The organism is Duganella sp. CF402 (genome assembly GCF_900109645.1).
In the GTDB taxonomy this organism is placed as follows: Bacteria; Pseudomonadota; Gammaproteobacteria; order Burkholderiales; family Burkholderiaceae_D; genus Rugamonas.
Genome location: NZ_FOBG01000001.1, coordinates 871,355 through 895,436, shown reverse-complemented (window position 1 = coordinate 895,436; position 24,082 = coordinate 871,355). Strand labels below are relative to the sequence as shown.

Here is a 24,082-nt window from a genome sequence, read left to right as displayed (position 1 = left end):
ACTGTTTGCTATTTATACGAAAACGGAGTATAAATAATCCATTACCGGAGGATTTATGCAAACCTACGCCTACCCCCGCAGCCGCTTCGAACCAACCGTCATGGTAGACCTGAACGCCAAGGCGGAGCGCGAACGGCTGTCCAAATCCGCCCTGAAAGGCTTTTTCAAGCTGGCCGCCGCCTGGAAGGTGCGCGACGAAGACGCACGCCAACTGCTGGGGGGCCTGTCCAACAGCACCTACTACGACTGGAAGAAAAACCCCGAGCGCACGCTGGAAGTCGACTGCATCACGCGCATTTCCTACCTGCTCGGCATCTACAAGGCGCTGCACATCATCTACGGCGACAAGCTGGCCGATGAATGGGTCAGCCTGCCCAACACCAACCAAATTTTCGAAGGCCGCACGCCGCTGGCCTACATGCTGGGCGGCGGCATGCTGGCCATGCAAACCGTGCGCCAGTTGCTGGACGCCCGTCGCGGAGGGCTGTAAGTGCCGGTCAGTCTCGTTCCATCCCTGCCCCTGACTGCGCTGCGCCAGTTCGACACCTGCCGCCTGCTGCCCTCGCGCTTTGCCGATGTCGAGGATTCGGTGCTGTCGCCGCTGGCCGACAGCGACGACCACCTGCGGGACCTGTTCGACCTCGATAACGCCACCAACGCCCGCCTGCGCACGCAGAACGGCGGCGCGGCCGGCATCAATGTCGATGAACTGGTATTCGGCGTGCCGAACTTCCGCATCATCAACGCCGCCTTTACCTACGCTCGCCCCGAAGGCAGCCGATTCAACGACGGCCTGCGCGGCGCGTGGTACTGCGCCTTTGACGTGGAGACGGCACTGGCGGAAGTGAGCTTCCACAAAGCGGTGGAGTACGCGGAGATCAACCGCTTCGACGACAGCGTGCAATATCAATGCATGCTGGCCGATTTCACCGCGCCCTTCCACGACTTGCGCGATCAGCCGCACTTTGCCAACTGCCTTGCGCCGGACAGCTACGTGGCCTCGCAAACGCTGGCGGAACGGCTATTGGACAACGGCTCGCTGGGCGTGATCTACCCAAGCGTGCGGCATGAGGGCGGCACCAACCTGGCCTGCTTCCGCCCCGCGCTGGTGGGCAATGTTCGCAAAGGCGCGGCCTATCGGTTAACATGGCGGGGTAGCCCAGTACCCGAGATAGAAATTACTTAACCATGCAAACCAAACCAGAAAAAGACCTCGAACTCCGTGACAAAGTAAACCGCGAAACGGCCCGCCTGCCGTGGACCGAACTGCTCAAGCACTTCGCGCAGGGGAATGTGGTGTGGGTCGCCAACTCGCTGGACCTGGTCGATGTCGCCGTGCGTATCTCGCACGACGACAAAGCCAACATCAGCCAGTGGATGAACGCCGGCCTGCTCGCCAAAGTGAATGACCAGCAGGCGCAGGCCTGGCTCGAAGCGAACGCCGAGCTGTGGGCCTCCGTGGTCAGCCCCTTCATCCTGGTGCAGGAACAGAAGGCGGCCGCCACCGGCATTCACTGATCAGAACTTGAAGCTGCCGGCGTCCAGCGTCAGCGTGCCGCCGCAAGCTGGCGTGGTAGCTTCACGATTGCCGCTGGCAGTCGACTGATTGCTTTCCCAGACGGTGCTCACGCCGTACTTCATGAACTTGTACTGGATTGCCGTCGACGGCGGCAACTGGAAGGTGCGCGACCACGGCACATTGGCGCCGCTGCCTTCAATGTTCAACTGGTTGCTGGTGCCCTGCACCCAGTTGCCCAGCTCCGCACGATTACCCACCACGTAGACATTCTGGCCGACCACCGTGTTGGCGTTCGCCACGCGGAAGGTCACCGGCACGGTGGTGCAAGTACCGCCACCACCACCGCTGCCGCCGATCTTCTGGTTGACGTGCAGCGCCACCGCCGGCACCACCGAGCCGCCATTGGCTGGGATACTGACCGTGATCATGCCATTGCTGCCGACCGTGACACTGTCGCTGGTGCAGGCGGTGCCGGCGCTATTCAACACGCCGTGCACCACGTTGCAGTAAGTCCCCGCAGGCAGCGCCGTTTGCAGCGTCGCGTTCCACGCCGAGCCTTCATTGTTAATCGCGACGTAGCCCTTGGCGCCACGGCCGAAAGCGATCTGGTTGCCGGTGCCGTTGGTGAAGTAGTCCACGCCCTGCCCCGAGGTGGTCGAACGGAAGGCCACCATGCTAGCGATATCGCTCCAGCGGTGGATGAAGTCCCAGTTCTGGTTGATCAGCGGATTGCCGCTGGCGTCGAACGGGCTGGCGCTCGGCGGCGCCTGGTCGTAATTGGTGAAGCGGAAGCCCGAATGTAGCTGCGCATGACCGTACGGCCATGCCAGCATGAAGATGTTGGCAAGGTCGTAGCGCTTGGTGCCTTGCGTATCGTTGGTGGTGCCCGAGACGTAATTGCTGGCGACCAGCGAGCTGCCGTTGCGCTCCGTGTCCCAGTTGTTGACGAACACCGTCGCCTTATCGCTCGGCACAAAGCCCCAGGTGCCGCCCCAGTTGCCCGGCGTGCCCATGATGGAGCGGATCTGCGACAGGTTGGCGCCGTTCTCGTTGCGGAATACTGCCTTCATCGCAAAGGTGAACTGGAATTCGTTCAGCGTGCCGTTGCCGTAGTAATCCGAGCGCACCACATTGCTGTCTGGGATAACCTCCTGCGTCACCCACAGCGTTTCGCCGGAAGTGGTGGTGTGCGTGACGCCGTTCAGGATGGACGTCAGGTCAGATGCCCACATATGCTTGGCCGCGTCGAAACGGAAACCGTCCACGCCAAGGTTGATTAACTTGGTGAGGTAGTTCTTGACTTGCCCTTGCACGTAGGCGCCATCGGTCTTCAGGTCCGGCAGTCCGCTCAGGCGGCAGTTGACCACATTCGAGCGATTGCCCGGCGAGCCGTAGTCGCCGCCGGCGATATCGCAGGCCGGGTGGAAGTCGCTGCTGCTGAAGTACGGATAAGTGAGCGACGACGAATTCCACGTCGAGCCGTCGGTCGCTGTACCCGAACCTGCGGCCAGATGGTTGACCACCACGTCCACATACACGCGCACCTTGGCGGCGTGACAGGTGTTCACCATCGCCTGGAATTCGGCCTCGGTGCCCATATTGCTCTTCAACGAAACGAAGTTCACCGGCTGATACACATCCCACCACGCGCCCAGGCTGGCCGAGGCTTGCGGCGGCGATACCTGTACCGCGCCAAAGCCCTGCGGTCCGAGCCAGTTGGTGCATTCCTTGGCGATGTCGTTCCACTTCCAGCGGAACATCTGGACCGAGGTATCGGCCGGGTTGAAGGCGGCATGCGCCGGCGCCAGCGCTGCGCTGCCGAGTACCCCTGCGGCCAGTAAATGTTTCATGATTGCCATCGTGTTGTCTCCATGTAGTTATGTTTTGGGAAATACTGCCCCCAACAAAATGTAGCAGAACTACAGTAAACAGCAATCGTGCGCAGCAGCTGGAACCGGTGCCACTTGAAATCGTGTAATCAAAGTACAACAGCGATACGGATCTGCATATCGGGCACGCGCAAAAAGTCATTGGACGGTCGAGATACGAGCGGCGCAGCATGAATCCACAACAAACAACAATGGAGACCATATGTACAAGCACCTGAAACAAGGGGCGGTGTGCGCTATCGCCCTGCTCGCCCTGTCGGCGCAAGCCGCCACCTGGACCCTGAGCGGCGCCCTCACCACCCATGATCCCGATATCTACAAGGAAGGCAGCACCTGGTGGATCGTGGAGACCAGCGACAACGGCATCGGCGTCAAATACTCGGCCAACGGCACGGCGTGGACGCAGGGCGTCAGCATCTTCGGCAGCGGCCTGTCGTGGTGGAAGACCTACAACGGCAACACCAACACCGTGTGGGCGCCGGACATCAAAGTCTGGAACGGCAAGGCGATCCTGTACTACGCCGTGTCCACCTTCGGTTCGCAGAAATCGGCCATCGGCCTGGCGACGGCGTCCAGCATCGCCGCCGGCAACTGGGTCGATAAGGGCGCGGTGCTGACCTCCGCCAGCGGCGGCGACTTCAACGCCATCGATCCCAACTTCTTCGTCGATAGCGCGGGCCAGCCGTGGCTGACCTATGGCTCGTTCTGGACCGGCATCTACACCACGCGCGTCGACCCAAGCACACTGAAACCAACCGGCTCGCGCTACCACCTGGCAGCTGACAGCAGTGGTATCGAGAATCCGTTCATTATGAAGAACGGCTCGTACTACTACCTGTTCGTCTCCAAGGGCACTTGCTGCGCTGGCGCGAACAGTACCTACCATATCTCCTACGGCCGGTCGACCAGTGTCACCGGACCTTACCTCGACAAGAACGGTGTCAACATGCTGAACGGCGGCGGCACCACGCTCGATGCGGGCGGCGGGCGTTTCATCGCACCGGGCGGCGAATCCTATAACAACGGCGTGATGGCGCGGCATGAGCTGGATAGCCAGAACAATTACAACCCGGTGTTGTTCATCAGCGACTTGACCTTCACCAACGGCTGGCCGACCTACTGATGAAACGCGCGCATGCACTGGCCGGCGCTGCGGCGCTGCTGGCGTTCGTGGCCGTCGTGGCGCCGTCTTCGTTCGCGCCACAGCGGACGGCGGCGCCGGCGCCGGCCAGTACATCGCCGCCGGGCGATATGGCGATGGTGCCCGGCGCCGCCAACAACCGCTTCTTCCGCGAGCTGGGAAGCAGCCTTCCCGGCCCGCAGATCGAGATATCGCTGACCGACACAAAGCAACTGATCACCGACGGCGCGCTACGCGCCATCATGGATTCCTACCTGCTGGGACGCAGCGATGAAAGCCGTCTTCCAGCGCTGCGCGACTACCTCGTGGGACGCCTGCCGCCAGCAGCGGCGCAGGATGCGCTACAACTGGCGGAGCGCTACAGCGCATATCTGGCACAGCATGACGCGCTGCTGGCCGCGCAGAATTTTCCGGAGACGCCCGACCCAGTACGCCTGGCCGGTTGGCAGCAGCAGCGACGCCAGTTGCGCATACGCCTGCTGGGCGAGCGCGTGACCGAAGAATGGTTTGGCGCAGAAGACACCTACCTGCAACAGGCGCTGGCCGAAGCCACGCAGCCGCAAGTCGGGCCGGCATCCGAAGCAGAAGAAGCGCAGCACCGCGCGCACATGCAACAGGTGTTGCGCGACGCCGCCTCCCGCGCCGCGCCGGTGCCCTATCCCGCCGCGCCGATGGCCAACTGAGACGCCAGCTTGTTGTGGCGCTCGATAATAACCGGCAGATCGATGGTGCATAGCTGCCCATCACGCACCACCACCTTGCCGTTGATGATGCTGCAAGCGACATTCGGCGGCGTGCAGAACACCAGCGCCGCCACCGGATCATGCAGCGCGCCAGCCATGCCGATGCCATCCAGCTTGAACATCACGATATCCGCCGACATGCCCGGCTTGATGGCGCCGATGTCGTCACGGTTCAGCACTTTCGCGCCGCCCAGCGTGGCCACTTCCAGCGCCTGGCGTGCCGTCATCGCATCCGGACCGAAGCCGACGCGCTGCAGCAGCATGGCCTGGCGCACTTCGCCCATCATGTGGCCGGCGTCGTTGGAGGCGCTGCCGTCCACGCCAAGGCCCACCGATACGCCACGATCCAGCATCTTGCGGATCGGCGCGATGCCGGAGGCCAGCCGCATGTTGGAGCATGGGCAGTGCGCAATGCCGGTGCCGGTGCGGGCGAACAGATAGATGCCGTCGTCGTCCAGCTGCACGCAGTGGGCGTGCCACACATCCGGGCCTACCCAGCCGCAATCCTCGGCGTATTCGGCCGGCGTCATATTGAATTTCTCGCGGCTGTAGGCGATGTCATTGACGTTTTCCGCCAGGTGCGTGTGCATCGACACGCCGTAGCTGCGCGCCAGTTTGGCCGATTCCTTCATCAAGTGCTGTGATACCGAGAACGGCGAGCATGGAGCGACCACGATACGCTGCATGGCGTGGCGGCTGGCGTCGTTGTAGGTTTCGATCAGGCGCTGGGTGTCTTTCAGGATCGCGCCCTCTTCCTCAACCACGCGGTCCGGCGGCAAGCCGCCTTTCGACTGGCCCACGCTCATGCTGCCGCGCGAGGCGTGGAAGCGCATGCCGATTTTCTGCGCCGCTTCGATGCTGTCATCGAGCTTGCAGTCGTTCGGGTAGATGTAGAGATGGTCGCTGCTGGTGGTGCAGCCGGACAGGATCAGCTCAGCCATCGCTGTCAGCGTGGAGACGTGCACCATTTCGGCGGTGAGACCGGCCCACAGCGGATACAGGTTGGTCAGCCAGTTGAACAACTCGCCGTTCTGTGCGGCGGGAATGGCACGCGTCAGGCTCTGGTACATGTGGTGGTGGGTGTTGACCAGGCCTGGCATCACCACGTGGCCGGTGGCGTCGATCACTTCGTCGGCGGTTTGAGGCAGGTCTGCACTGGCGCCGACTTGCTCGATCACGTTATCGCGGATAAAGACTGCGCCGTTGGCGATTTCGCGGCGCGTGTCGTCCATCGTGACCAGCACGCGGGCATTTTTGATAAGCAGTGTCTTCATTGCGCGAACAGGTAGTTGCAGGCTTGGTCGGAGGGATCGCGGGCGATGATACGGTCGTACAGGCCGACGTTTTCCTTCATGGTGCGCTCAACGTCTTCCTGCAGCAGCAGGCCTGCCGCGACCTGTCGTTCGGCGGCGGCGCGCACGGCGGCCACGTAGGCGTCACGCGTGGCGTAGCGCGCTTCGAGGCTAGGACGCGGATCGCCAACAGCCACGCGCTCCGCCTCGGTGCGGGCAAACGGCACGAAGCTGCCGTCGAAACGCGAAGTCGCCCAGGCGAAGCCGGTATCCGGTGCGCGCAGGTTCCAGCCGGTGTGGGTGCCGAGCGGCGCTTGCAGTTCCACGAGGCGCACGCCGCCTTTGTCATTGCCGTCGGCATCCGGCGCTGGCACGCGGGTTTCGTAATCATCGCCATGCTTCGGCGGCACGGTGTCGGCAATGCCTTGAGCGGCGAAACGGCGGCCGAAGTCCAGGCGCGGTTCACGCAGGTTTTGTTCCGGCGGCGTCAGGCCGAAGCCTTTGGGGAAGATGGCGCGGTAGTCCGCCACGGTGGTCAGCGTACCGTCGGCCAGTTGCGGGTAGGCGCTGGCGGGTGGCTGCTTGCCCTTGGTGGTCCAGTCATCCAGCGCGAGGATCAACGCGCGCATCGGCAGATAATGGTCGCTGGTCGACACGCAAGCGGTGAACGGCGCGCGCGTTTTGGAGCGGCCGACGTAGTGCTGCGCGCCCATGAAACCGTAGATGCGCACATTGTCCGCCGGCGCCACATCACGCTCGCCGTCGGCGGTGGTAGCGATCAGTGAAGCGCCACGGTTCCAGAATTCGGTGGAGGTGTTAGCGTAGAACAGCTTGGGCAGATTGCCTTGCTTGTCGCGCGCCTTGTCCAGCGTGGACGCGGTCTTGCCGGTGACCGGATCGCGCGTCGGCGTGCTGGTGAACGGGAAGGCGTCGGCCGGATAGTCGTGTTCCTCCATCATCGAAGGATGGCGGGTCGGCTGCGCGAAGCGGCTGTTGAAGCCTGCGGAGCCGCCGGCGCCGGGCACTTGCAGGTAAGCGCCGTTGAATACCAGCTTGCCGCCTTCATCGACGTTGAGGCCATCGCGCATCATGCGGCCGATCACGCGGCCGGACTGGCTGATACCGAACATCAGCACATTGCGCGGCGCGGCAGCGCCTTCAAATGGATGATCGCGGAAGTACGACAGCAAATCGCGGATGCCGGCCAGGCCAGCGCCGGTCACGTACGGATCCTTGGCGACGTAAGTAATCTCGTAAATCGTATCCGGCTTGAAGCCGCCTTCCAGCTGCACGCGGCCCGGACCGCCCTTCAGCTCCGGCTCGACGAAGCGCCATGCGCTGCGTGGGATCGGCTTGCGCTTGTCGCCCTGACGCGCACGTTCGGTCAGCTGGGCGTGCGGATCGTTGAGCGTCGCCGGCTCGTAAGTGAGGCCGCGCATGCCGGCGTAGGTGACGACATCGGCCGGCGCATTGACGGTGAACTCGTTCTGCACCTTGCCCTTCACACCCTTGGCCACGGGCGGCGCAAACACCAGCGGCCGTGGTGCAGCGCCGGCCGCCGGCACAGTTGGCGCCACGTCCCACGTCCAAGCGGAGAACAGCAACGAGAAACCGTGACGCATCAGGAAACCGTCGCCAGCATCGGCAGCGGTGGTGGGATCGTTGTTGGCTGGGCTGCGGCCATTGACCTGGCCGAGGATGGCGATGTTGCCGCGATTGTTCACGTCATACAGCAAGGTGGTCGGCTGCGCGGCGGTTGGCCGCAGCAGCACAAACTCGCTGGAAAACAGCACGCGCCCCTGCTTGTCGCGCGGCGCTTTTTTCAGATCGACGATGGCCGCATTGGCAGCGGCCTTGGGATCGAGCGCGTAGTAAGCGATGCCGCGTATCTTTTCATACGCGCCGTATTCGCGGAAAGTGACGCCGGGAGCGAACGGCACGCGTTCAACTACTTGAATGCGTTCGACTGCGGCATGCGCCGTGCTTACTGCTGCCGCCATCGCCAACAAAGCCAACTTGCGTTTCATCCCGCGCTCCCGATATGCAAAGCGCCTATCCTAGCAAGCTACTTAGCAGACGTCTACCCACTGTCCTTCCGTGACGGACGCCAGCAACGCCGGTGTGATGCGGATCGCGCTGTTGACAGAGCCGGCGGCCGGCATCACCTCGTCGAAATTATTCAGCGAGTGATCGAGGTAGATCGGCAGCGGTTGCGGCAAACCGAATGGGCAAACGCCGCCGACCGGATGGCTGGTCAGCTCCACCACCTCGTCCGGTCCGAGCATCTTGCCCTTGCCGAAGGTTTCCTTGAACTTGCGGTTGTCCACGCGCGCGACGCCGCTGGCGACTAGCAGGATCACCTTGTCGCCGGAGATGCGGAAGGCGAGCGTCTTGGCGATGCGGCCCGGCTCCACGCCATGCGCTTCCGCCGCCAGCGCCACGGTGGCGGTGCTGGCTTCAGTCTCGATGATGGGCAGCTGGATATCGCGGGAGTGGAAAAATTCGCGTACGGATTGCAGGCTCATAGGCTGGTATCAGGTTGGGGTATCGACGTCGTCCCACTCGCGGTCTTCAAAGCGCACCAGCCAGTTCAAGGCGTGGTGGCGTTCTTGCAGCACGCCGTCGTTCAGATTGGCGGGAACGGGGGTTTTCTTCAGGATGGCCTGGCGGCTGGCCCAGTGCTGGCGGTAGTGCAGGTCCAGCGCATCCAGCAGCTCCGTGGCCGCGCGCGCGACTGGCTGCTTGCGCAAGCCGTCGGTGCCACGATCGATTACCGTGCTGGAAATCGACGACACGTCGCAGATCGTATCCGCAAACGGTAGCTCCGACTGCAGGCCCAGCGCCCATTGCAGCACCAGGATGGCTTCGTAACGCCACAGGAACTTGGTGATCTCCTGCTCCGATGGCGCTTCCTGCGCGAGGAAATCGCGCTCGGCGTCGGTCAGGCCGGCGAAGGCTGGCGGGAAGCTTTGCTGCAGTTCGGCCACCGTGAGCGGCGTCTTGCTGTTCAACGATTCGGCGCGGATGGCGACCACGTACAGCGCCAGCATGCGGCGCAAGATATCCTCCGGCGCTCGCATGCGCAGCTCAGGCTCGGACACCAGCGGCGGCAAATCGGCCGGGACGCTAATCTTGCGGGCGGCCAGCTGTTCCTCGCTGCGCGCCTTGCGCTGCCAGGCTTGCGGCGGATATGGCACCACGGCTTTTGGATCGCCTTCGCCAGTGACGGCCAGCAGCATGCGGCCCTGTGGATCACGCACGCTGCCATCGGCCATGAAAGCGATGGCGTTGGCCGCTTCGGCCCATACGTGGAAATCCACCATGTAGGCCGGATCGACCGCGAGGCTGATGTGATGCTGCGCGCGCTGCAAGTGGCGAATCACGTGATAGCGGGTGCAGCTCATCGCGCCCTGCCCCTGCTCGGCCAGCAGGTGCATCATGCCGTTCAGGTGCGGCGCCAGCTCCTTGCCGGACAAATCGCGGCGGCCGTTCACCACATGCGGGAAGGACGGCTTGGGCACATCGCCGACGGTGCAGTAGGCGTTGAGCAGAACGTGGTTGCTGATATCCTTCGGAGAAAACAGCTGCTTGAGTCGATTTAGCATAACAATTTATTCATTTATCGCATGTCGAGCGCGCGGCGACGTCGCGGCGGCGGGAATGCCTTATCCAATGCGGCCAGATCATCGGCGGAAAGCCGGAGATCAGCCGCAGCGCGGTTGGCGCGCAAGTGTACAGGATCGACGGCCTTGGGGATAGCAATCACGCCGTCCTGATGCAGCACCCAGGATAACGCGATCTGCGCCGGCGTGACGCCATGCGCGTCGGCGACCGCCTTGAGGCCGGGATTTTGCAGCAACGCCGCCTGCTCGCGGCCCGAGGTTTCCAACGGCGAGTACGCCATGATGGGCATGCCCTGCGCACGCGCCCACGGCAGCAGGTCGAACTCGATCCCGCGTTTCATCAGGTTGTACAAGACTTGATTGGTGGCAGGCGCGCCGTAAGTTTGCGCCTCCTCCATGTTTTCAAGATCAAAATTACTGACGCCGTAGGCCTTGATCTTGCCGGCCTTCTTCAGCGCCTCGAAGCCGTCGAAGGTTTCGGCCAGCGGGTGATGGCCCTGCCAATGCAGCAAATACAGATCGATGGTCTCGATCTTCAGGCGCTTCAGGCTACGTTCGCAGGCCTGCTGCACGCCATCAAAGCTGGCGTTATGTGGATACACCTTGCTGACAATGAACGCCTCATCGCGTCGGCCGGCGATGGCCGCGCCGACCACCTCCTCCGCGCCGCCCTCGCCGTACATCTCGGCGGTATCAATCAAGGTCAAGCCCAGATCAAGTCCCAATTGCAACGCGCGCACCTCATCCTGCCTGCGCCCCGCCTTCTCGCCCATATTCCACGTGCCCTGCCCAAGTGCCGGCACAACCGGACCCGACAAAAAACTAGCCACCTTCATTCATGCCTCCACAAAAGTTCGGGGTCAGAGCCGACAATCGGACACAGACTCAACGATACGGCCTTCACACGACTTGAGCTGCCTCATTGTTAACTCCATTCAGGCGAATAGGATTATCAGATGAGCCGCCCTCTAAGACTACAATTTCCCGGAGCAATCTATCACCTCACCGCGCGAGGGGACCGGAGAGCTGCTATCTATATGGATCACTCTGATCGTCTTGTCTGGCTCTCGATATTGCAGGAGGTATGCTTCCGCTACAACTTCGTCGTGCATAGTTACTGCCTGATGAACAATCATTATCATATCTTGCTGGAAACAGTAGAGGGTAACCTAATGCAAGGGATGCAGCAGCTCAACGGTTTGTACTCCCAATACTTCAACCGGCAGCACAACTTGGTAGGGCACGTTTTCCAAGGCCGCTACAAGGGGATACTCGTTCAACGCGAGCAATACTTATTGGAACTCGCGCGCTACATCGTGTTAAATCCGGTTCGGGCCCAACTCGTACTCCTGCCTGAGGAGTGGCAATGGAGTAGCCACCTCTGCCTCATGGGCATCCAGACTCCCCCGGCATGGCTGGACGCCAACTCAACACTCTTGAGATTCGGAACCGAACCAGCAGCCGCGCGGGAAGCCTATCGAGAATTTGTGCACGCGGGTATCGGCAAAGCTAGCCCGCTGCTCAACATCAAGCATCAACTCATCCTCGGAGACGACGAATTTATAGAGAAAGTACGCCATACCTCCTCGCATATTCAGGACGGAGCAATAATCAAAGCGCAACGTCGCGCAGTAGCACAATCACTAAACTACTATGCCACGCAATACCACACCATCGAGGAAGCAATGGCGTCCGCCTATCACTCCACCGCCTACACGATGGAGGAAATCGGCCTTCACTTCGGCGTTTCCTCGAAGACCGTCAGCCGAGCTGTGAAGAAACATAAACCAGGCTAAATGTCCGATTGTCGGCTCTGACCCCGAATTTAGTGGCCTCCGCCGAGGTAGGCGGCGATGACTTTGGGGTCGGTTTTCAGGCTTTCGGCCGGGCCGTGGACGGAGATGCTACCGTTTTCGAGGACGTAGCCGTAGTCGGCGACGTTCAGCGCGGCGGCGGCGAATTGTTCCACCAAGAGCATCGTTACGCCCTCGGACTTCAGGCGCTGGATGATGCGGAACACTTCTTCCACTAGGATAGGCGCCAGGCCCATCGACGGTTCGTCCAGCAGCACCACGTCCGGATTCAGCATCACGGCGCGCGCCATTGCCAGCATTTGCTGCTCGCCGCCGGACAGGGTACCGGCCAATTGCGTCTGGCGCTCTTTCAACCGCGGGAACAGCTCCAGCGCTTTTTCCAGATCGCGCTTGACGTCACCCTTCGGCCGCGCATGCGTGAAGCGCGGGAAGGCGCCCAGCAGCAGGTTGTCGGTCACGCTCATGGAGGCGAAGACACGCCGGCCTTCCGGCGAATGCGCCAGCCCGGCGCGGGCGATCTTGTGCGAGTCGTGGCCGGTAATGTCCTTGCCGTCCAGCGTCACTTTGCCGCCTTTCGGTTTGATCATGCCGGAGATGGCGCGCATGGTGGTGGTTTTGCCGGCGCCGTTGGAGCCGATCAGCGTCACCAGCTTCCCTTTCGGGACGTCCAGCGAGATGCCGTGCAGGACTTCGACTTTGCCGTAGGCCGCGTGCAGATTGGAGATCGATAGCATGGTCGTGTCCTCGTTAATGCGCCGCAGGCGCCGTTGCGTCGCTGCCACCAAGGTAGGCTTCGATCACTTTAGGATCGCATTGCACCGTAGCTGGCGCGCCTTCGCAGATCTTCTGGCCGAAGTCCAGCACTGTCACGGTATCGGACAGCGCCATCACTACGTCCATGTGGTGCTCGATCAGGATGATGGTGATGCCGTGGTCGCGGATTTTGCGGATGATGGCCATCAGTTCCTTGATGTCCGGCGCGGTCAGGCCGGCCGCAGGTTCGTCCAGCAGCAGCAGGCGCGGACTCAGTCCCAGCGCGCGGCCGATTTCCAGCAGGCGCTGTTTGCCATACGGGAGGTTGCGCGCCTCTTCGTTGGCCAGATCCGACAGGCCGACGAATTCCAGGATGCTGGCGGCACGTTCACGCGCCGCCTTCTCTTCACGCTTGTAGCGCGGCGTTTGCAGCATCACGTCCAGCACATTCGATTTGAAGGTGTTGTGCAGGCCGACCAGCACGTTCTCGGTGGCGGTCATTTCGCCAAACAGCTGGACGTTCTGGAAGGTGCGCGCCACGCCGCCCAGCGCGATCTCGGACGGCGTGCGGCCCGAAATCACGGCACCGGAAAACGCCACCTTGCCGGCGGTCGGTTTGTAGATCCCGGTCAGCACGTTCATCATGGTGCTCTTGCCCGAGCCATTGGGACCAATCAGGCCATGCACCGAGCCTTGTATCACGTTGAGGTCCACCTGATTCAGCGCTTTCAGACCGCCGAACTGCATCAGGATTTGCTCGACCTTGAGCAGGCTGTCGCCGGTCTTGCCGCCCTGCGCGCGCGGGAACGGCTCGGCGCCGCTGGCCTCCACCGCCTTGGCGTGCACCGTGCCACGCCCCAGCAGTCCAAGCAGGAAGCCGACGATACCATCCTGCAGGTAGTAGACCACGAACAGCGTCATCAAACCGAAGATGGTCAGGCGCCAGTCGACGATGTTCTCCAGTTTGTACGAGAACGCCGCCATGCCGATGGTCGCCACCAGCGGCACCAGCACACCGCGCGGCGTCGAGCGCTTGCGCGCAATCGCCAGCGCGGAGCCGATCACGCCCAGCACCGCCGCCGCCACGGCGATCTGGCGGAACAGTTCAATATCGGCCAGCAGACTTGGGAGCATCACCACGATCATCGCGCCGATCAGGGAGCCGGAGCGCGTTTTACGGCCGCCCATGATCACCGCCAGCAGGAACAGGATGGTCAGCTCGAAGGTGTAGCTGCTCGGATTGATGTACTCCTCCGAATACGCATACAGGCTGCCCGACAGCCCAGCGAAACCGGCGCTGATGATGAAGGCGTACACTTTGTAGCGATACACCGACACGCCCATGCAGTCCGACGCGATCGGGCTGTCGCGCAGCGCTTCGAAGGCGCGGCCGAGATTTGATTTCAAAATCCGGTGCACCACCACCAGCGACACCACCATCAGCGCCGCCACCATGTAGTAGTACTGCACTTCGTTCAGCTTGGCGCCGAACAGCACCGGCTTGGCGATCTTGATGCCCATCGGCCCTTCGGTCAGCCAGGTCATCTCGTTGATCAGGATCTGGATGATGGTGCCAAAGGCCAGCGTCACCATTGCGAGGTACGGACCAGTGACGCGCAAGGCCGGCAGCGCGAGAATGGCGCCGAACAGCGCCGCCACGAGAATCGCCGCCGGTATCGTGATCCAGAACGGCGCGGCCAGTTTCATCACCAGCACTCCGGTCACATAGGCGCCGATGCCGAACAGACCCGCATGGCCCAGCGACACCTGCCCGGTGTAGCCGACCACGATATCGAGCCCGAACAATAGTATCGCGTAGATTAAAATCGTTTCGAATAGATGGATATAGTAAGGATTAGGAATCAGCGTTGGATAAAGCACCAGCACCGCCAGTCCCGCCACGCTTGCTGCAATGATTGTCTTCTTCATGGGTCAGACCTTTTTGATGGCGGCTTTGCCGAACAGGCCGGACGGCTTCACCGCCAGCACCAGCAGGAGCAGCAGCAAGCCCGGTACGTCTTTGTACCCGGTGGAGATGTAGTAGCCGGCGGTGGTTTCGACCACGCCCAGAATCAGGCCGCCAACGATGGCGCCCACGCCCGAAGTCAGGCCGCCGATAATCGCCACGGCGAAGGCTTTCAGGCCGAGCGACGCGCCCATCGTGGCGCCGGTCAGCGTCAGCGGCGCCACCAGCACGCCGGCAAACGCGGCCACCGCCGAGGACAGTGCGTACGAGAAGGTAATCACCATGCCGGTGTTAATGCCCATCAGACCTGCCGCGTCGCGGTCGTTGGCGGTGGCCACTACCGCCTTGCCGTAGATGGATTTGCGGTTGAAGATTTCGACCGCCGCCATGATGGCCAGCGCGCCGACCACTACTGCAATCTGCATCGGCTGCACATTGGCGCCCATGATGTCAATCGGTGCGGAGGACAGCGGCGAAGGGAAAGTCAGGTCGTCCTTTCCCCAGATATTCTCGGCGACGTTTTTAAAGATGATGGCCAGCGCGATGGTGGACATGATCCAGCCGAATTCGGACTTGATCTTGATGGCCGGCCGCACGCCGATCCACTCCACCAGCATGCCTTGCAGCGCGCCGAAGAGGATCACGATGGGAATCATCAGCAGGTAGCCCATGTAAGGCCCGCCGTGGATGTTCCCGACCAGGCTAAGGCCCACCAAGGCGCCCAGCATCAGCGATTCGCCCTGGCCGAAGTTCAGCGTGCCGGAGGTCGCGAACGTCAATTGGTAACCAAAGGCGATCACCGCGTAGATCATGCCCAGCGCGATACCGCTGAACACCAGTTGCAGCAAAATTTCCATCATTTCCCCCGACAAGAAAAATGGCCAGGCTTGTCTCAACAAGTCTGGCCACTGTGGCGCTAGGCGGCCTTACTTGGCCAAGACTACTTTGCCGTCTTTGACTTCGCCGAACACGGTGATTTCGGCGTTGATGGCTTCGTGATCGTCCTTGCTATACGGCTTACTGTAGGTGGTCACCACGCCGTCGATTTTCTCGGACAGGTTTTCCAGCGCCGCCTTCACTTTCGGGCCGTCGGTGCTGCCGGCCTGCTTGATGGCGGCAGCCAGCAGGTAGATCGAGTCATAGCCCTGCGCCGCCGACACCGGCGACGGCATGCGGCCTTGCGGCGGGTTGTAGGCCTTCAGGTAAGCGTCGATGAAGGCTTTGCGCTTCGGCGTGTTCGGGTCCTGGATGAAGGTTTGCGGCATGCGGGTGCCGTTGCCGTTCTTGCCGGCGTTGTCGATGAAGTTGGCCATCGACAGGGTCCAGCTGCCGATCAGCGGCACTTTCCAGCCCAGTTTTTCCATGCCGTTGGCGATCTGTGCCAGCTCAGGGCCGATACCGTAGGTGAGCACCACTTCCGCGCCAGCCTGCTTGGCCTTGAGCAGCTGGGCCGTCATGTCGACGTCCTTGATGTTGTACTTCTCGGTGGCGACCGCTTTCAGGCCTTTCTCTGCCAGTGCTTTTTCCAGGTCTTCGCGGCCCAGCTGGCCGTAGTTGGTGGAGTCGGCCAGAATGGCGACCTTCTTGAATTTGCGATTGTCGACCGCTTCCTTGATGATCATGTGCGACTGGATCTGGTCATTGGCGGAATTGCGGAAGATGTAGTTCTCCGGCTGGTCGGCGAACTGCTTGGTGATGATGGAGCCGGTGGCCACGTTGTTCATCACCGGGATTTTGGCGTCCTGGTAGAAGCGCTGCGAGGCCAGCGCCACGCCGGTGTTGATGTAGCCGACAGTGGCCACCACTTTTTCTTTGTTGATCAGTTCCTGCGCGATCTGCACGCCGCGTTCCGGCTTGGCTTCGTCGTCGCGTTCGACCAGCTGGATCTGGCGGCCCAGAACACCGCCCTTGGCGTTGATGTCGGCCACGGCCAGCTTGACGCCGTCGCGCATCGACACGCCCATCGGCGCGGAACCGCCGGTGAACGGACCGGACACGCCGATCTTGATGGGATCAGCCGCCTGGGAGGCAGCCGCGAAACCGAGTGCTACACCTGCAACGAGCAATTTCAATTTGAAATTCATGTGCCATCTCCTGTAGATACAACGTTTTTTGTATTAGTCGTACGCTGGAAAGTCGCCCCATCGGAGACCGATTGTAGGTTAGTAGTACAGCATCGGCAACAGATAGATGTGCGGCGTCGCAGCAAGAGCGGATTACATGCCCGGCGTGGCTTGTTTGAGGGCGCGGTTGGCGAAGCGCATCTGGGTTTCGGCCAGCGCTTCGTTGCGCTCAAAACCCATCGAACCGTCGCGCAGGCCGATGGCCATTGCCATCACGGCTTCGGGATATTCAAGGTCGGCGGCTTTTTCGATCCAGCGGCGCGCCGCCAGCTCGTCGCGCTTGACGCCTTCGCCGCTGAGATAGAGCTTGGCCAGCGCGTACATCGCGGCCGGAGTCTGGCGGTTGGCGGAGAACTGCAGCCAGTGTGCGGCTGCTTTCAGGTCGCGCGCCACGCCCATGCCGTTACGGTACATCATGCCCAGATAATAGGCGGCCAGCGCATCGCCTTTTTTGGCGGCGCTGCTGAACAGTTCAAAAGCGCGCGGCAGGTTGGCCGGCACGCCGTCGGCGCCGCGCAGCGCCAGGCGCCCTTCTTCCACCGGGCCGGCGGCCGCCACACCGGCGAATGCGATGGCACATGCAGCGATGGCGTGGCGGAGCTTCATTTGCTCAAATCGATGGCGTACAGGGCAAAGCCTTTGCCGCTGCCATCGTCCGATTTAAGTTGGGAGACGCCAGCCAGCCCGGCTTCGCGCGCGAGGTCCAGCAGGCCCGGTGCGGAATGGAACACCACTGCCCCCTTGGTTGCCACCGGCGCAAAACGCCAGCTGCGGGTGGCCCCGTTGCGGGCGCGGCTCAGCTGTTTGGCCTTCTGAATGTAAGCAATCAGCACATCGCGGCTGGAATCCGGCGCGGCGATCACGGTCTTGCTGCCATCCAGTCCGGGGAAATTGCTGCCGCCGCCGGCGCGATAGCTGTTGGTCGCGATCAGGAATTCCTGCGACGGCGACAGCGGCGCACCTTTATAGTGCAAGGTGACGATGCGCTGGCCTGCCGGCTGGGTCACGTCGATCTGGTAACTGACGTCGGCGCTGGTCAGCATGTCGAAGTTGAAGCCATAAAAGCCGGTGTTGACCAGTTCCTGCTGCGCGCCGCTGGCCGGATCGATGCGGTTGAAGCGCTCGGCGGATTTTTCCAGCCACGCTTTCAGGCCCGCGCCGTCCATCTTCACGGCGTGCAGCGCGTTCGGGTAGAGATACAGGTCGGCCGCGTTGTTGAGCGCCACCGGGCCCGGTTTGACGTCGGTGTAATCGGCCACGCCGGCCGCGCCGGTCTTGAACGGCGACGCCATCGACAGCACCGGCAGCCCCGCGTACTGCGGCAAGCTGGCTTTGACGTAGTCCTGCACGTAGGCGGTTTGCGCCTGGTTGACCAACTCGATGGCGCTGATGTCGCCCGCGTCGGCAAAGTAGCTGCTCATGCGGAAGTCGCTGATGCCGACCGGCGTTTGCACGTAGCGGATGGTGGCCGCGTGTTCGGCCGCCACCAGCGGCGCGATGGCCGGATCGGCGGCGACAAAGCTGCCGTCCTTTTGCTTGATGCCGCGCGCCTCCACCGTGGTGCGGCTCTTGTCGACCACCCAGCGCGTGCCGTCATATTTCAGGTGCAGGCCGATCACGCCGAGGTGCTTGCCCCACAGGCCGGCCATTACGGCCGGCACGCCGTAGACCGTGCCTTTGGCCTTGTCGACGCCCGGCAAGTTGAAGCCTGCGCGTGCGCTGGCCGCATCCGGGAACGGCAGGTGTTCGTGGCCGATCAGCATGGCATCGATGCCGGGTACCTGCGCCAGGTAGTAGTTGGCATTTTCCATGTCTGGCGTGTACGGCGCGCCATCGATGCCGCCGTGCGAGATGGCCACGATCAGGTCCGCGCCTTCGGCACGCATCTGCGGGATGTATTTTTGCGCCGTCTCGCGCACGCCCTCGGCGTAGACCTTCCCGGCCAGCCATTGCTTATCCCACGACAGCACGCCCGGCGGCGTGAAGCCGATGATGCCGACCTTGATGGTGGCCGTCAGCGGCTTGCCATCCGCGCCGGTGGCCTGTATCTGGCGCGTCAGGATTTTGTAGGGCGCGAACAGCGGCTGCTTCGTGTTCACGTCAACAATGTTCGCCAACACGATGGGGAAGTTCGGGCCGCCGCAGCGGGCCGACGTCACCTGCTGCAAATACGGCAGGCCGTAGTTGAATTCGTGGTTGCCGATGCCCGCGCCGTCCACGCCCAGCTGGTTCATGGCCTTGTAGATGGCCGGCGCTTCGCCGCAAGCCACCGGTTTGACCAAGGCTTGATAGTCGGCCAGCGCCGTGCCTTGCAGGGCGTCGCCGTTATCGAGCAGCAGGTTGTTCGGGTATTCGGCGCGCGCCTGCTTGATCAGCGTCGCGGTGCGTTCCAGGCCGATGGCGGGATCGGCCTGCAGCTTGTAATAATCATAACTGAGCACATTGGCGTGCAAATCCGTGGTCTCCAGCAGCGCCAGCGTGGCCTCGGCGCCGGACGGCGTCACGCTGCCCTGCGGCGCGAGGGCGCAGCCGGTCAGCAAAACGGGCAAAAGCAGGCAGGCGCGGTGGTTTGGGCGCATGGACGACTGGATAAGTTGCAGGCTGCAATATTCTATACGTTTTGTGGCTTAAATGGCAGGATTTCAGGGCCGTCGGGGTAGCCGCCGTACAGCACTGGGAGAGCGTAGCCGGTTACGGTATAATCCAAGGTTTGATTTCAGCCTTAGAGAAGAAGAACATCATGGAAGCCGAACGCATCAACGCCCTCACCTCCCTGCTCGCCGATCTGACCACGCGCGAAGCTGAACTTCGGAGGTATCTTTGACTTCGATCGCAAAGTCGACAAGCTCGAACAAGTAAACGGCGAGCTGGAAGATCCTGCGGTCTGGAACGATCCTAAAAAAGCTCAGGATCTGGGCAAAGAGAAAAAATCGCTGGAAGCGGTGGTCGACGCGCTGACCAAGGCTAACGCCGACCTGAAAGACATGGCCGACCTGATCGACATGGCCAAGGAAGAAGGCGACGACGACACGCTGGAGGCGCTGATCGTCGATATTGAAGACGTCCGCAAAGTCATCGAAGGCATGGAGTTCCGCCGGATGTTCAACAATCCGATGGACCCGAACAACTGCTTCGTCGACATCCAATCCGGCGCCGGCGGCACCGAGGCGCAAGACTGGGCTTCCATGCTGCTGCGCCAGTACCTGCGCTATTGCGAACGCAAAGGCTTCAAGGTCGAGATCATGGAGCAATCCGACGGCGAGGTCGCCGGCATCAAGACCGCCACCCTGAAAGTGGAAGGCGAATACGCCTACGGCTTCCTGCGCACCGAGACCGGCGTGCACCGCCTGGTACGCAAATCGCCGTTCGACTCGGCAGGCGGCCGCCACACCTCGTTCGTGTCGCTGTTTGTGTATCCGGAAGTGGATGATTCGATCGATATCGAGATCAATCCTGCCGACCTGCGTATCGACACCTACCGCGCATCGGGCGCCGGTGGTCAGCACATTAACAAAACCGACTCCGCAGTGCGTCTGACCCACGGCCCGTCGGGCATCGTGGTCCAGTGCCAGAACGACCGTTCGCAGCACCGCAACAAGGCCGAAGCGATGGAAATGCTGAAGGCGAAGCTGTACGAACTGGAACTGCGCAAGCGCATGAGCGAGCAGCAGAAACTGGAAGACTCCAAGACCGACGTGGGCTGGGGCCACCAGATTCGCTCGTATGTGCTGGACCAGTCGCGCATCAAGGACTTGCGTACCAACTTCGAAACCGGCAACACCAAGGGTGTGCTGGACGGCGACCTGGATGACTTCATTTCAGCCTCGCTGAAGCAAGGCGTGTAATCCATGACCCAGCGCGCATTTATCTTCGACATGGACGGCACCATTGTCGACAACATGTCCTTCCACGTGAAGTCGTGGCTGGAGTTTTTCCAGCGCCGCGGCCACGTGGTCGATGCGGATGAATTCTTCCGCAATACCGCCGGCCGCCAGGGCCACGAAATCATGAGCACCTACTTTGGCAAGCAGTTGACCAAGGAAGAAAGCGCGGCGCTCGATTTCGAGAAGGAAGAACTGTACCGCGAGATGTACGCGCCGCACCTGGCGCCGACCACCGGCTTCGTCGACTTCATCACGCGCGCCAAGGCGGCCGGCATCAAGCTGGCCGTGGCTACCGCCGCGCCGAACGAGAACATCGATTTCACGCTCGATGGTCTGGACCTGCGCAAGGAATTCAACGCCATCGCCGGCGCCGCCGATGTGGCGCGCGGCAAGCCGAATCCGGACGTGTTCCTGCTGGCGGCCGAGCGCGCAGGCGCCCTGCCGGCGGACAGCATCGTGTTCGAAGACGCGCCGCTGGGCGTGGAAGCGGCGCGCCGCGCAGGCATGCGCGCCGTGGTGCTGACAACCACTTTGCCGGCTGAAGCGTTTAAGGAATTCGACAACGTCATCGCCGTCGTGCGCGACTTCAGCGAGCTGGATGTGGACGAGCTGCTTTCTTCGTACGCACCCGCCACTAACTAAATAATCACCTCAACAAAAGTAAAGACCATGACTACGGATCTTCAAGACCAAGCAGCCGCCCCGGACGAAAACAAAATCATCGCAGAACGCCGCGCCAAACTGGCCGCCATCCGCGCCCAGGGCGTCGCCTTCCCGAACGACTTCAAGCCGGAGCACAAGGCTGCCGACCTGCACGCGCAGTACGGCGAGAAATCGCGTGAAGATCTGGAAGCCACTCCGGTCACCGTCAAGCTGGCAGGCCGCATGATGCTGAAGCGCGAAGCCGGCAAGAAGGCCGCTTTCGCTACCCTGCAAGACGCCTCGGGCCCTAACGCCGACGGCCGTATCCAGATCTACGCCACGCTGGACCTGACCGGCGAAGCCGCGATGGCCGCGCTGCACCACTATGACCTGGGCGATATCCTGGGCGTGGTCGGCACCCTGTTCAAGACCAAGACCGATGAACTGACCATCAAGGTCACCGAACTGCGTCTGATCACCAAGTCGCTGCGCCCGCTGCCGGACAAGTTCCACGGCCTGGCCGACCAGGAAACCAAGTACCGCCAGCGCTACGTGGACCTGATCATGAACGAGGAAACCCGCCGCACCTTCAAGGCGCGTACCGCCGCGATGTCGTCGATCCGCCGCTTCATGGAAAAGAACGACTTCATGGAAGTGGAAACCCCGATGCTGCACCCGATTCCGGGCGGCGCGGCGGCCAAGCCATTCATCACCCACCACAACGCGCTCGACATGCAGATGTTCCTGCGTATCGCGCCTGAGCTGTACCTGAAGCGCCTGGTGGTGGGCGGTTTCGACCGCGTGTTCGAGATCAACCGCAACTTCCGTAACGAAGGCGTGTCGGTCCGTCACAATCCAGAATTCACCATGATGGAATTCTACGCGGCCTACACCGATTACCAGTGGCTGATGGACTTCACCGAGTCCGTGATCCGCCAGGCCGCAATCGACGCCAAAGGCACCGCAGTGCTGACCTACGGCGGCCGTGAGCTGGACCTGTCCAAGCCATTCCACCGCCTGACCATCGTCGGCGCCATCAACAAGTTCGCGCCGCACTACACCGACGTGCAGCTGAACGATGCGGAATTCATCAAGAAAGAACTGCTGAAGTTCGGTGTGAAGCCTTTCGCCACCGCCGGTCTGGGCGCGCTGCAACTGGCGCTGTTCGAAGAAACCGCCGAAGCGCAGCTGTGGGAGCCGACCTTCATCATCGACTACCCGGTCGAAGTATCGCCGCTGGCGCGTGCTTCGGACACCCGCGAAGGCATCACCGAGCGCTTCGAGCTGTTCATGGTTGGCCGCGAAATCGCCAACGGCTTCTCGGAGCTGAACGATGCGGAAGACCAGGCGGCACGCTTCCTGTCGCAAGTGGCGGCCAAGGATGCGGGCGATGAAGAGGCTATGTTCTACGACGCCGACTACATCCGCGCGCTGGAATACGGCATGCCGCCAGCCGGCGGTTGCGGCATCGGCATCGACCGCCTGATGATGCTGCTGACCGACTCGCCAAACATCCGCGACGTCCTGCTCTTCCCGCACCTGCGCCGCGAAGACTAATCACCAAAACGAGAAGCCGCCCACCGGGCGGCTTTTTTTACGTCAAAACAGCGTGATGCTGCCGGTTTCCAGTTCTTCCAGCACGCCCTGATCGAGCAGGGCTTGGTAGTGGAAGACGCGGTTGCGGCCGGCCTTCTTGGCTTCGTACATGGCGCGGTCGGCGCGTTCCAGTATGCTCTTCGGCAGCACGGTGGTGGCGACCGCGCTGAAACCGCCGCTGAGCGTCACCTGCCCCACTTGCGGATAGCGATACGACTCGACCGCCTTGCGCAAGCGTTCGAAAAACTGCGTCGCCAGTTCGAGGTCGCGCGCTTCGACGATGACGATGAACTCCTCGCCGCCGTAGCGGAACAGCATGTCCGTACGGCGCAAAGTCTTTCCCAGCACACGCGACACCAGCAGCAGGATTTCATCGCCGATCACATGCCCATACTGGTCGTTGATGTTCTTGAAGTGATCGATATCGAGCACCGCCAGCCAATAGCCGTCGCGCGGCGGCAGGTGGTTGGACAGTTCTTCCCACAGGCGATCGAGGCTGACTTCCATCGCATAACGGTTGTGCAGCCCGGTCAGGCGGTCGCGCTGGCTCGAGTCCAGCAGCGCGTAATAGTTGGAGTACACCTGCAGCACGCCGGTCACCACCGCGTCCTCCATCGCCGTCAACTGGCGGCGGCGCTCAAACACCAGGTAGCCGCATTGCTGCTCGCCGCTGCGCAGCGGATAGCAGAACACCAGCCCTTCCGGGCCGGGCCGGTTGCAGGCTTGCCCCAGCAGGCGCACGTTGTCGATCAACAGCGCGATATGCTCGGGCAGGTTGGTTTCGTTGCGGATCGCCTCGATCCGCTCGGCGATGCGCTCGGCCCCGGCGCTGTCGCGCGTGCCGGTGCGCGAGTGATGCAGGATGTGGGTGATCTGGTGCTGGCCATTGATGCGGTACAGCGAGGTTTCCAGCACGCCGAGGATGGGCGCCAGGGTGCGCAGCAAACTCTGTTCGACCAACTGGGTATCGCGTATCGCGGTGATCACGCCCAGCTTTTTCAAGGTGCCGGGCAAGGGCGACAGCGCCCGTTCGGTAGGCATTAACTCTTCTCCAGCATGAATGTAACGTGCGATTCTGCCGCCCGCAACAGCCCCTG

22 protein-coding genes are annotated in these 24,082 nt (G+C 62.0%); 9 read left to right on the top strand and 13 right to left on the bottom strand.

What is annotated here, in order from left to right:
* Positions 1 to 55 precede the first annotated feature (55 nt).
* The 3 genes from BMZ70_RS04120 to BMZ70_RS04110 are packed head-to-tail and all read left to right on the top strand — an operon-like array spanning position 56 to position 1,518.
* Entirely contained in the window at positions 56 to 490 is a 435-nt protein-coding gene (locus BMZ70_RS04120; RefSeq protein WP_092270284.1) for an antitoxin Xre/MbcA/ParS toxin-binding domain-containing protein, read from the top strand.
* Entirely contained in the window at positions 491 to 1,186 is a 696-nt protein-coding gene (locus tag BMZ70_RS04115) for an RES family NAD+ phosphorylase (protein ID WP_092270281.1), read from the top strand.
* 2 nt (positions 1,187 to 1,188) lie between these two features.
* Positions 1,189 to 1,518 (top strand): DUF2288 domain-containing protein, encoded by a 330-nt coding sequence (locus BMZ70_RS04110; RefSeq protein ID WP_092270278.1) that lies wholly within the window; start codon positions 1,189 to 1,191, stop codon positions 1,516 to 1,518.
* Here the strand turns inward: BMZ70_RS04110 and BMZ70_RS04105 are convergent, their stop codons facing one another.
* Positions 1,519 to 3,369: a carbohydrate-binding module family 20 domain-containing protein gene (locus BMZ70_RS04105; RefSeq protein WP_229205288.1), complete on the bottom strand. Its 1,851-nt coding sequence runs from the start codon at positions 3,367 to 3,369 to the stop codon at positions 1,519 to 1,521.
* A gap of 241 nt (positions 3,370 to 3,610) precedes the next feature.
* Between BMZ70_RS04105 and BMZ70_RS04100 the strand changes: the two genes are divergently transcribed.
* Entirely contained in the window at positions 3,611 to 4,531 is a 921-nt protein-coding gene (locus tag BMZ70_RS04100) for a glycoside hydrolase family 43 protein (protein ID WP_092270276.1), read from the top strand.
* Entirely contained in the window at positions 4,531 to 5,232 is a 702-nt protein-coding gene (locus BMZ70_RS04095) for a lipase secretion chaperone (protein ID WP_092270273.1), read from the top strand. Before BMZ70_RS04100 ends, BMZ70_RS04095 begins: the two co-directional genes overlap by 1 nt.
* On the opposite strand, the gene BMZ70_RS04090 is transcribed toward BMZ70_RS04095, so the two are convergent.
* From BMZ70_RS04090 to BMZ70_RS04070, 5 genes are read right to left on the bottom strand one after another with little or no spacing between them, the layout of a single operon-like run.
* Positions 5,205 to 6,566, bottom strand: coding sequence for an 8-oxoguanine deaminase (locus BMZ70_RS04090; RefSeq protein ID WP_092270270.1), 1,362 nt, complete (start codon positions 6,564 to 6,566; stop codon positions 5,205 to 5,207). The two genes, BMZ70_RS04095 and BMZ70_RS04090, sit on opposite strands and share 28 nt — an antisense overlap.
* Entirely contained in the window at positions 6,563 to 8,611 is a 2,049-nt protein-coding gene (locus BMZ70_RS04085; RefSeq protein WP_092270267.1) for an alpha/beta hydrolase domain-containing protein, read from the bottom strand. The genes BMZ70_RS04090 and BMZ70_RS04085 overlap by 4 nt, the downstream gene beginning before the upstream one ends.
* Positions 8,612 to 8,653: 42 nt before the next feature.
* Positions 8,654 to 9,109, bottom strand: coding sequence for a YbaK/EbsC family protein (locus BMZ70_RS04080; RefSeq protein ID WP_092270264.1), 456 nt, complete (start codon positions 9,107 to 9,109; stop codon positions 8,654 to 8,656).
* A gap of 9 nt (positions 9,110 to 9,118) precedes the next feature.
* Positions 9,119 to 10,189 carry a DUF4272 domain-containing protein gene (locus BMZ70_RS04075; RefSeq protein WP_092270261.1) on the bottom strand — a complete coding sequence of 357 codons (1,071 nt, stop codon included), beginning with the start codon at positions 10,187 to 10,189 and terminating at the stop codon, positions 9,119 to 9,121.
* Between the two features lie 14 nt (positions 10,190 to 10,203).
* Positions 10,204 to 11,043 carry an aldo/keto reductase gene (locus tag BMZ70_RS04070; protein ID WP_092270258.1) on the bottom strand — a complete coding sequence of 280 codons (840 nt, stop codon included), beginning with the start codon at positions 11,041 to 11,043 and terminating at the stop codon, positions 10,204 to 10,206.
* Positions 11,044 to 11,163: 120 nt separating this feature from the next.
* On the opposite strand from BMZ70_RS04070, the gene BMZ70_RS04065 reads away from it, so the two are divergent.
* A complete protein-coding gene (locus tag BMZ70_RS04065) occupies positions 11,164 to 12,003 on the top strand; it encodes a transposase (protein ID WP_092270254.1) in 840 nt (279 codons plus the stop codon).
* 29 nt (positions 12,004 to 12,032) lie between these two features.
* Here BMZ70_RS04065 and BMZ70_RS04060 read toward each other — a convergent pair whose 3' ends face one another.
* The 6 genes from BMZ70_RS04060 to BMZ70_RS04035 all read right to left on the bottom strand — a co-directional run bounded on the left by BMZ70_RS04060 (position 12,033) and on the right by BMZ70_RS04035 (position 19,442).
* Complete coding sequence (locus tag BMZ70_RS04060; RefSeq protein WP_092277532.1) at positions 12,033 to 12,755, bottom strand: ABC transporter ATP-binding protein; 723 nt, start codon at positions 12,753 to 12,755, stop codon at positions 12,033 to 12,035.
* 13 nt (positions 12,756 to 12,768) lie between these two features.
* Complete coding sequence (locus BMZ70_RS04055; RefSeq protein WP_092270251.1) at positions 12,769 to 14,703, bottom strand: branched-chain amino acid ABC transporter ATP-binding protein/permease; 1,935 nt, start codon at positions 14,701 to 14,703, stop codon at positions 12,769 to 12,771.
* A gap of 3 nt (positions 14,704 to 14,706) precedes the next feature.
* Positions 14,707 to 15,597 carry a branched-chain amino acid ABC transporter permease gene (locus tag BMZ70_RS04050; RefSeq protein WP_092277529.1) on the bottom strand — a complete coding sequence of 297 codons (891 nt, stop codon included), beginning with the start codon at positions 15,595 to 15,597 and terminating at the stop codon, positions 14,707 to 14,709.
* Between the two features lie 69 nt (positions 15,598 to 15,666).
* The gene (locus BMZ70_RS04045) at positions 15,667 to 16,824 is read right to left on the bottom strand and encodes an ABC transporter substrate-binding protein (protein WP_092270248.1); all 1,158 of its coding nucleotides are present in this window, start codon (positions 16,822 to 16,824) and stop codon (positions 15,667 to 15,669) included.
* Positions 16,825 to 16,956: 132 nt separating this feature from the next.
* Positions 16,957 to 17,469 carry a tetratricopeptide repeat protein gene (locus BMZ70_RS04040; RefSeq protein WP_092270245.1) on the bottom strand — a complete coding sequence of 171 codons (513 nt, stop codon included), beginning with the start codon at positions 17,467 to 17,469 and terminating at the stop codon, positions 16,957 to 16,959.
* Positions 17,466 to 19,442, bottom strand: coding sequence for a bifunctional 2',3'-cyclic-nucleotide 2'-phosphodiesterase/3'-nucleotidase (locus BMZ70_RS04035; RefSeq protein ID WP_092270243.1), 1,977 nt, complete (start codon positions 19,440 to 19,442; stop codon positions 17,466 to 17,468). Before BMZ70_RS04035 ends, BMZ70_RS04040 begins: the two co-directional genes overlap by 4 nt.
* A 161-nt stretch (positions 19,443 to 19,603) precedes the next feature.
* On the opposite strand from BMZ70_RS04035, the gene prfB reads away from it, so the two are divergent.
* From prfB to lysS, 3 genes are all read left to right on the top strand, one after another.
* Positions 19,604 to 20,708, top strand: a protein-coding gene (gene prfB / locus BMZ70_RS04025) for a peptide chain release factor 2 (protein WP_130300916.1) whose coding sequence is annotated in 2 segments (ribosomal slippage) — positions 19,604 to 19,684 and positions 19,686 to 20,708 — 1,104 coding nt in all. Because the reading frame shifts where the segments join, the coding sequence is not laid out codon by codon here.
* A 3-nt stretch (positions 20,709 to 20,711) separates the two neighbouring features.
* The gene (locus BMZ70_RS04020) at positions 20,712 to 21,389 is read left to right on the top strand and encodes an HAD family hydrolase (protein ID WP_092270234.1); all 678 of its coding nucleotides are present in this window, start codon (positions 20,712 to 20,714) and stop codon (positions 21,387 to 21,389) included.
* A 27-nt stretch (positions 21,390 to 21,416) separates the two neighbouring features.
* Complete coding sequence (lysS, locus tag BMZ70_RS04015; protein WP_092270231.1) at positions 21,417 to 22,946, top strand: lysine--tRNA ligase; 1,530 nt, start codon at positions 21,417 to 21,419, stop codon at positions 22,944 to 22,946.
* A gap of 42 nt (positions 22,947 to 22,988) precedes the next feature.
* Here the strand turns inward: lysS and BMZ70_RS04010 are convergent, their stop codons facing one another.
* The gene (locus tag BMZ70_RS04010) at positions 22,989 to 24,026 is read right to left on the bottom strand and encodes a GGDEF domain-containing protein (RefSeq protein WP_092270228.1); all 1,038 of its coding nucleotides are present in this window, start codon (positions 24,024 to 24,026) and stop codon (positions 22,989 to 22,991) included.
* Positions 24,027 to 24,082: the final 56 nt, after the last annotated feature.